6 protein-coding genes are annotated in these 6,805 nt (G+C 63.5%); all 6 read right to left on the reverse strand.

Annotated features, from left to right (window positions below):
• Positions 1-1,810 (reverse strand): aconitate hydratase (locus ACILRA_RS17680; protein ID WP_395663383.1); only part of this gene is annotated, 1,810 nt, incomplete at its 3' end.
• 197 nt (positions 1,811-2,007) lie between these two features.
• Positions 2,008-2,784, reverse strand: coding sequence for a succinate dehydrogenase iron-sulfur subunit (locus ACILRA_RS17685; protein WP_395663384.1), 777 nt, complete (start codon positions 2,782-2,784; stop codon positions 2,008-2,010).
• Between the two features lie 198 nt (positions 2,785-2,982).
• Positions 2,983-4,824, reverse strand: a complete 1,842-nt coding sequence (gene sdhA, locus ACILRA_RS17690) for a succinate dehydrogenase flavoprotein subunit (RefSeq protein ID WP_395663385.1) — start codon at positions 4,822-4,824, stop codon at positions 2,983-2,985.
• Positions 4,824-5,204 carry a succinate dehydrogenase, hydrophobic membrane anchor protein gene (gene sdhD, locus ACILRA_RS17695; RefSeq protein ID WP_395663386.1) on the reverse strand — a complete coding sequence of 127 codons (381 nt, stop codon included), beginning with the start codon at positions 5,202-5,204 and terminating at the stop codon, positions 4,824-4,826. Before sdhD ends, sdhA begins: the two co-directional genes overlap by 1 nt.
• The gene (gene sdhC / locus ACILRA_RS17700; protein ID WP_395663387.1) at positions 5,201-5,599 is read right to left on the reverse strand and encodes a succinate dehydrogenase, cytochrome b556 subunit; all 399 of its coding nucleotides are present in this window, start codon (positions 5,597-5,599) and stop codon (positions 5,201-5,203) included. Before sdhC ends, sdhD begins: the two co-directional genes overlap by 4 nt.
• 238 nt (positions 5,600-5,837) lie before the next feature.
• A complete protein-coding gene (locus tag ACILRA_RS17705; RefSeq protein WP_395663388.1) occupies positions 5,838-6,497 on the reverse strand; it encodes a L,D-transpeptidase in 660 nt (219 codons plus the stop codon).
• Positions 6,498-6,805 lie beyond the last annotated feature (308 nt).

Below are 6,805 nucleotides of genomic sequence, written 5' to 3' on the forward strand. Positions count from 1 at the left end.
TCCTCACGAAGGCGGCGATCTCCTTGGCGGAGGGCCAGATGTCCTTCAGGTAGACGGGCTTGCCCTTCTTGTCATGGCCGATCGGGTCCTTCGACAAGTCGACATTGAGCGAGCCAGCCAGCGCATAAGCGACGACGAGCGGCGGCGAGGCGAGATAGTTCGCACGCACATCCGGGTTCACGCGGCCTTCGAAGTTGCGGTTGCCGGAGAGCACGGCCGCCGCCACGAGGTCATTCTTGCGGATCGAGTCCGAGATGTTCTCCGGCAGCGGGCCCGAATTGCCGATGCAGGTGGTGCAACCGTAACCGACCAGGTTAAAGCCGATCTTGTCGAGATCCTTCTGCAGGCCCGCCGACGCCAGGTATTCGGTGACGACCTGCGAGCCCGGCGCCAGCGAGGTCTTGACCCAGGGCTTGGACGTGATGCCCGCCTTCACCGCGTTGCGGGCAAGCAGCCCCGCGCCGATCATGACACTCGGGTTCGAGGTGTTGGTGCAGGAGGTGATGGCGGCGATCACCACGTCGCCATGGCCGATGTCGAAGTTGGCGTTCGCGACCTTGAAGCGCTTGCCGAGCTCCTCGGCCTTCTTGAACTCATCCGCCATCACCTTGGCGAAGCCCGATGCGGCGTTGGTGAGTTCCACGCGGTCCTGCGGGCGCTTGGGGCCGGCCATGGAGGAGACCACCGTGCCGAGGTCGAGTTGCAGCGTATCGGTGAAGACGGGTTCTTCCGCCTTGGGCGTCCAGAACATGTCCTGCGCCTTGGCATATTTCTCGACGAGGGCCACCTGGGCTGCAGGGCGTGCCGTGCCCTTCAGATAGGCGACGGTCTCTGCGTTGACGGGGAAGAAGCCGCAGGTCGCGCCATATTCGGGCGCCATGTTGGCAATCGTCGCCATGTCCTCGAGCGAGAGGTGGGCGAGGCCCGGGCCATAGAATTCCACGAACTTGCCGACCACACCCTTCTTGCGCAGCATCTGGGTCACGGTCAGCACCAGGTCGGTCGCTGTCGTCCCCTCGGGCAGTGAGCCATCGAGGCGGAAGCCGATCACTTCCGGAATCAGCATGGAGATGGGCTGGCCCAGCATCGCCGCCTCAGCCTCGATGCCGCCAACACCCCAGCCGAGCACGGCCAGGCCGTTCACCATGGTGGTGTGCGAGTCGGTGCCCACCAGCGTGTCGGGGTAGGCATAGGTCACGGCCTTGCCCTTCACCTTGTCGGTGCGGGTCCAAACGGTCTTCGCCAGATATTCGAGGTTCACCTGGTGGCAGATGCCGGTGCCGGGGGGAACGACGCGGAAATTGTCAAACGCGCCCTGCCCCCATTTGAGGAAAGTATAGCGCTCGCCGTTGCGGTCATACTCGAGGTTGACGTTCTGCTTGAAGGCCTTGGAGTTGGCGAAGAAGTCCACCATCACCGAATGGTCGATCACAAGGTCAACGGGGGCGAGCGGGTTGATCTTCTTGGGGTCCTGGCCCAGCGCCTTCATCGCATCGCGCATGGCGGCCAAGTCGACGACGGCGGGAACGCCGGTGAAATCCTGCATCAGCACGCGGGCCGGGCGGAAGGCGATTTCCTTCTCGTCACGCCCACGGTTCTTGAGCCACTTGGCAACACCGAGGATGTCATCCTTGGTCACCGAGCGGCCATCCTCATGGCGCAGCAAGTTCTCGAGCAGAACTTTCAGCGAATAGGGAAGCCGCGAAATGCCCGTGAGACCGTTCTTCTCGGCCGCCTTCAGGCTGAAATAGGTATAGGTCTTGACGCCGACCTTGAGGGTCTTGCGGCACTTGAAGCTGTCGAGCGACATCGGGGCCTCTTGCTGAAACTGGGATGGCGGACGCTATAATGGATTTTGCGCTGCAGCACCAGTCGAACCAAGGGCGGACGCACACAGAAATCACCCGCCATTCGTCATCCCGGCGAAGGCCGGGATCCAGCTTTCTTTCCGCGTGATTGGCGCCCGAAGCTGGGCCCCGGCCTTCGCCGGGGTGACGCCAAAAGACGTTACACCCGCCGTTCCACCATCATCTTCTTGATCTCGGCGATGGCCTTGGCCGGAGACAGCCCCTTGGGGCAGGTCTTGGCGCAGTTCATGATGGTGTGGCAGCGGTAGAGCCGGAACGGATCCTCGAGATTGTCCAACCGCTCGCCTGTCCCTTCATCGCGCGAATCGATGAGCCAGCGATAGGCCTGCAGCAGGGCGGCGGGCCCCAAATAGCGGTCGCCGTTCCACCAGTAGGAGGGACACGAGGTGGAACAGCAGGCGCACAGGATGCACTCGTAGAGGCCGTCCAGCTTCTTGCGGTCATCCGGGTACTGCTTCCACTCGGTCTGGGGCTCCGGCGTCACGGTCTTGAGCCAGGGCTCGATCGAGCGGTGCTGGGCATAGAAGCGGGTCATGTCCGGCACCAGGTCCTTCACCACCTGCATGTGGGGCAAGGGATAGATGCGGACGTCACCCTTCACATCCTCGCAGGACTTGAGGCAGGCCAGCGTATTGGTGCCGTCGATGTTCATGGCACAGGAGCCGCAGATCCCCTCGCGGCATGAGCGCCTGAAGGTCAGCGTCGGATCCTGCTCGTTCTTGATCTTGATGAGCGCGTCCAGCACCATCGGGCCGCACTTGTCCATGTCGACCGAATAGGTATCGACCCGCGGGTTCTCCCCGTCATCCGGGTTCCAGCGGTAGACCTTGAAGTCCTTCAGGCGCTTGCCCTGGGGCTTGGGCCAGACCTTGCCCTGCTGGACCTTGGAGTTCTTGGGAAGTGTGAATTCGGCCATGTGACTTTCCAGCTCAGTTCATACAACCATATCCCTCGCCCCCACGCATGTGGGGGAGAGGGCAGGGTGAGGGGGTGGCGCAGCACGCGAAGATCCTGAAGGCGGAGTGGCGGAGAGACCCCCTCACCCCTCCCTCTCCCCCACGTGCGTGGGGGCGAGGGGGAAGGATGCAAGAGTTGTTCCGGTGGTTCCGCATCATCAGTAAACGCGCGCCTTGGGCTTGATGTAGTCGATATCGCTCGACATGGTGTAGTCATGCACCGGGCGATAACCCAGGGTGACGGTCTTCGTGCCGCGGTCCGCCCAGGCGAGCGAATGCTTCATCCAGTTGGCGTCGTCTCGGGTTGGGAAGTCCTCGCGGGCATGGGCGCCGCGGCTTTCCCGGCGGGCCTCGGCGCTGACCACCGTGGTGGCGGCCTGCAGGATCAGGTTCTCGAACTCCAGCGTCTCGATCAGGTCGCTGTTCCAGACAAGCGAGCGGTCGGTGACGCGAATGTCGTCGATCCCCTTCCAGACGTCAGCCAGGCGCTTCACGCCCTGCGCCAGCGTCTCGCCGGTACGGAACACGGCCGCGTCCTCCTGCATGGTCTTCTGCATGCGGGCGCGCAGCTCGGCGGTGGGCGTGCCGCCATTGGCATGGCGGTAATGATCGACGCGGGCGACGGCCATTTCGCCGGCATCGGCCGGAAGGTCCGCGTGCGGCGCATTGGGCTTCACCAGCTCCACGCAACGCAGGCCCGCCGCGCGGCCGAACACCACAAGGTCGATCAGCGAATTCGAGCCCAGCCGGTTGGCGCCATGAACGGAGACGCAAGCCGCCTCACCCACCGCCATCAGGCCCGGAACGGTCTTTTCGTGATCCGACGGGTCACCCGCCAGCACCTCGCCATGATAGTTCGTCGGGATGCCGCCCATGTTGTAATGCACCGTCGGCAGGATGGGGATCGGCTGGCGCGTCACGTCAACGCCGGCAAAGATCTTGGCCGATTCGGAAATGCCGGGAAGCCGCTCATGCAGCACCTTGGGGTCAAGGTGCTCCAGATGCAGGTGGATGTGGTCCTTGTGCTCACCCACGCCGCGGCCCTCGCGGATCTCCATGGTCATCGAGCGCGAGACGACGTCGCGGGAGGCCAGGTCCTTGGCAGAGGGCGCATAGCGCTCCATGAAGCGCTCGCCCTGGCTGTTGGTGAGGTAACCGCCCTCGCCGCGCGCTCCTTCAGTGATCAGGCAGCCCGCGCCATAGATGCCGGTGGGGTGGAACTGCACGAATTCCATATCCTGGCAGGGAAGGCCAGCGCGCAGCACCATGGCATTGCCGTCACCCGTGCAAGTGTGGGCCGAGGTGGCGGAGAAATAGGCGCGGCCATAGCCACCCGTTGCCAGGATCGTTTCATGCGCGCGGAAGCGGTGGATGGAGCCATCCTCCATGCACATGGCGACGACGCCACGGCAGGCGCCGTTCTCCATGATGAGGTCGAGCGCGAAATACTCGATGAAGAACTCCGCCGCATAGCGCAAGGACTGGCCATAGAGCGTGTGCAGCATGGCGTGGCCGGTGCGGTCGGCGGCAGCACAGGTGCGCTGCACCGGGGGGCCGTCGCCGAAGTTCATCATGTGGCCACCGAAGGGGCGCTGGTAGATCTTGCCCTCCTCGGTGCGCGAGAAGGGCATGCCGAAATGCTCGAGCTCGTAGACGGCAGTCGGCGCATTGCGGCAGAGATATTCGATGGCGTCCTGGTCACCCAGCCAGTCGGCACCCTTCACCGTGTCATACATATGCCAGCGCCAGTCATCAGCGCCCATGTTGGCGAGTGATGCAGCGATGCCGCCTTGCGCGGCGACCGTGTGCGAGCGCGTGGGGAAGACCTTGGAGATGCAGGCCGTCTTGAGCCCCGCTTGCGAAGCGCCCAGCGTGGCGCGCAGCCCCGCACCGCCCGCACCGATCACCACCACGTCATAGCTGTGGTCCGTCACCGGATAGGCGCGGCCACCGAAGGTAAAGCTCTTCGGGGCCTTCTTCTTGGTTTCGACAACAGCCATCAGAGTCCGAAGCTCATCTTGAGGATTGCATAGAGTGCCGCGACGCCCATCGCCGCGGTGAAGAAGGTGTTGAGCAGCAGGGCTGCAAACTTGGTGCCTGGCGTGTGGACATAATCCTCGATGATCACCTGCAGACCCAGCCTCATGTGCCAGAGAAGCGTGATGACCGTCAGCGCCAGGAGTATGGCGGCCAGCGGGTTCGCGAGGCTTGCCACCAACTCGGCGCGCGTCGCACCGATATGCGCCATGATGAAGCCAATAAGAAAGACCATGAGCGGAATGCCGGCGATGGCAGTGACCCGCTGCATCCACCAGTGTTCGGTGCCGGCCTTGGCGGAGCCTAGCCCCAGCACGCGGCCCAAGGGGGTTTTCCGCATCATGACATCACTCCGTAAGCGATCACCCAGATGGCGATGGTGATGATGACCGAGGCGGCGAGCGTAAGCCTGGCGCCTGTCTCGACCGAGGCGAGCTCGAAGCCCCGCCCCGTGTCCCAGATCAGGTGGCGGATGCCGCCCAGCGTATGGTGCACCAGCGCCCAGGTGAAGCCGAACAGCACGATCTGCCCGATCCAGCTGCCAAAGACAGCCTGCACCAGGTCGAAATAGCTGTCCGAGGTGGCAGCCGCCGTCAGCCACCAGACCAGCAGCAAGGTGCCAGCGTAGAGCGCGATGCCGGTGGCGCGGTGGACGATGGACATCATCATCGTCAGCCCGCCGCGGTAGATTTGCAGGTGCGGTGAAAGAGGACGCCCTGCGTTTCTGGAGTCTGCCATGTGTGACTTTTCCCGTTCCCGGCTTTGATTTCTACCTTGTGCGCCGCACTATCGCAATTACGCTAAAGGTCCTAGTCCGCATCACCCTTGAGACCGCTTGACGCAGCCCACGGGCACAAGCCCCGCTTGCGGGCCAGATCGAACGGAGGATCAGGGACGCGGCCCGTGCACCAGGCCCTCACCTGCATTTGGACGTGAGGGTAGAAAGACTCGCAAGTGATCCCACTTGCTTTGATGCCTACTTGACGATGACCTTGGTGCCCACGGGGGTGTTGTTGAACAATTCCACCACCTCCTTGTTCAGCATGCGGATGCAGCCGGAGGAGGCCGCCGTGCCAATCGAGGAGGGCGCGTTGGTACCGTGGATGCGGTACATAGTGTCGCCGCCGCCGTCGTACAGGTAGAGGGCGCGCGCACCCAGCGGGTTCTCTGGAATGCCGCCCGGCATACCGTTCTTCCACTTGGCGTATTTCGGTGTGCGCTTGATCATTTCGGCGGGTGGCGTCCACGTCGGGTTCTTGCGCTTCATGCCAACGCGGGCCACGCCGGACCACGCGAAGCCTTCCTTGCCCACCGCCACCAGGTAGCGCTTGGCCTGGCCATCCGGCAGCACCTGATAAAGGGCGCGTTCGCGTGTCTTGACGATGATGGTGCCCGGCTTCTCGGAGCTCTGGAAATCGACGATCTCCCGCCCCTTGTAGTTGATCTGCCTTGCGGCCGTCTTGCGGGCCCTCTTCTTTTCCTCGCGCTCCCGCTTGCGGGCGTTCCGGGCCCGGCGCTTGCGGCGTTCCTCGCGCTCTTCTTCCGTATCAAAGAGAAAGGCCTCAGCCGGGCGCGCGGAGATGGGAAGGCTGATGGCCGCAAGGCCCAGCAGTGACAAGAAGGCACGTCGCTTCACAGTTGTCTTCCCCAGCGGTATTTTATCAACGAGCGTTTGTATTCAGAAGATTTTCACTTCGCAACACACGCCGCCGTGATTGGTTGACGCGATCATCACCCAGGTCAGCGCAGCATCCGCCCGCAAAGCCACCGGCACACGAACTGAGCGCAAAGATGCAACCGGAGGGGGCAGTCCACTCCCCCCTCCTTGCTGCGGCATTCCGGAGTGTCTCAGCCCTTCTTGTTCTGGCGTTGGGCGATCAGGTCGTCGACGACGGCCGGGTCCGACAGCGTCGAGGTGTCGCCCAGCGCGCCGAAGTCGTCCTC

The organism is Aestuariivirga sp. (genome assembly GCF_044239095.1).
Taxonomy (GTDB): Bacteria; Pseudomonadota; Alphaproteobacteria; order Rhizobiales; family Aestuariivirgaceae; genus Aestuariivirga.

Bases quoted from the DNA above. Each gene is read 5' to 3' on its own strand.
- sdhA (WP_395663385.1), bottom strand. From the start codon at position 4,824: ATGGCTGTTGTCGAAACCAAGAAGAAGGCCCCGAAGAGCTTTACCTTC.
- ACILRA_RS17685 (WP_395663384.1), bottom strand. From the start codon at position 2,784: ATGGCCGAATTCACACTTCCCAAGAACTCCAAGGTCCAGCAGGGCAAG.
- sdhD (WP_395663386.1), bottom strand. From the start codon at position 5,204: ATGATGCGGAAAACCCCCTTGGGCCGCGTGCTGGGGCTAGGCTCCGCC.
- sdhC (WP_395663387.1), bottom strand. From the start codon at position 5,599: ATGGCAGACTCCAGAAACGCAGGGCGTCCTCTTTCACCGCACCTGCAA.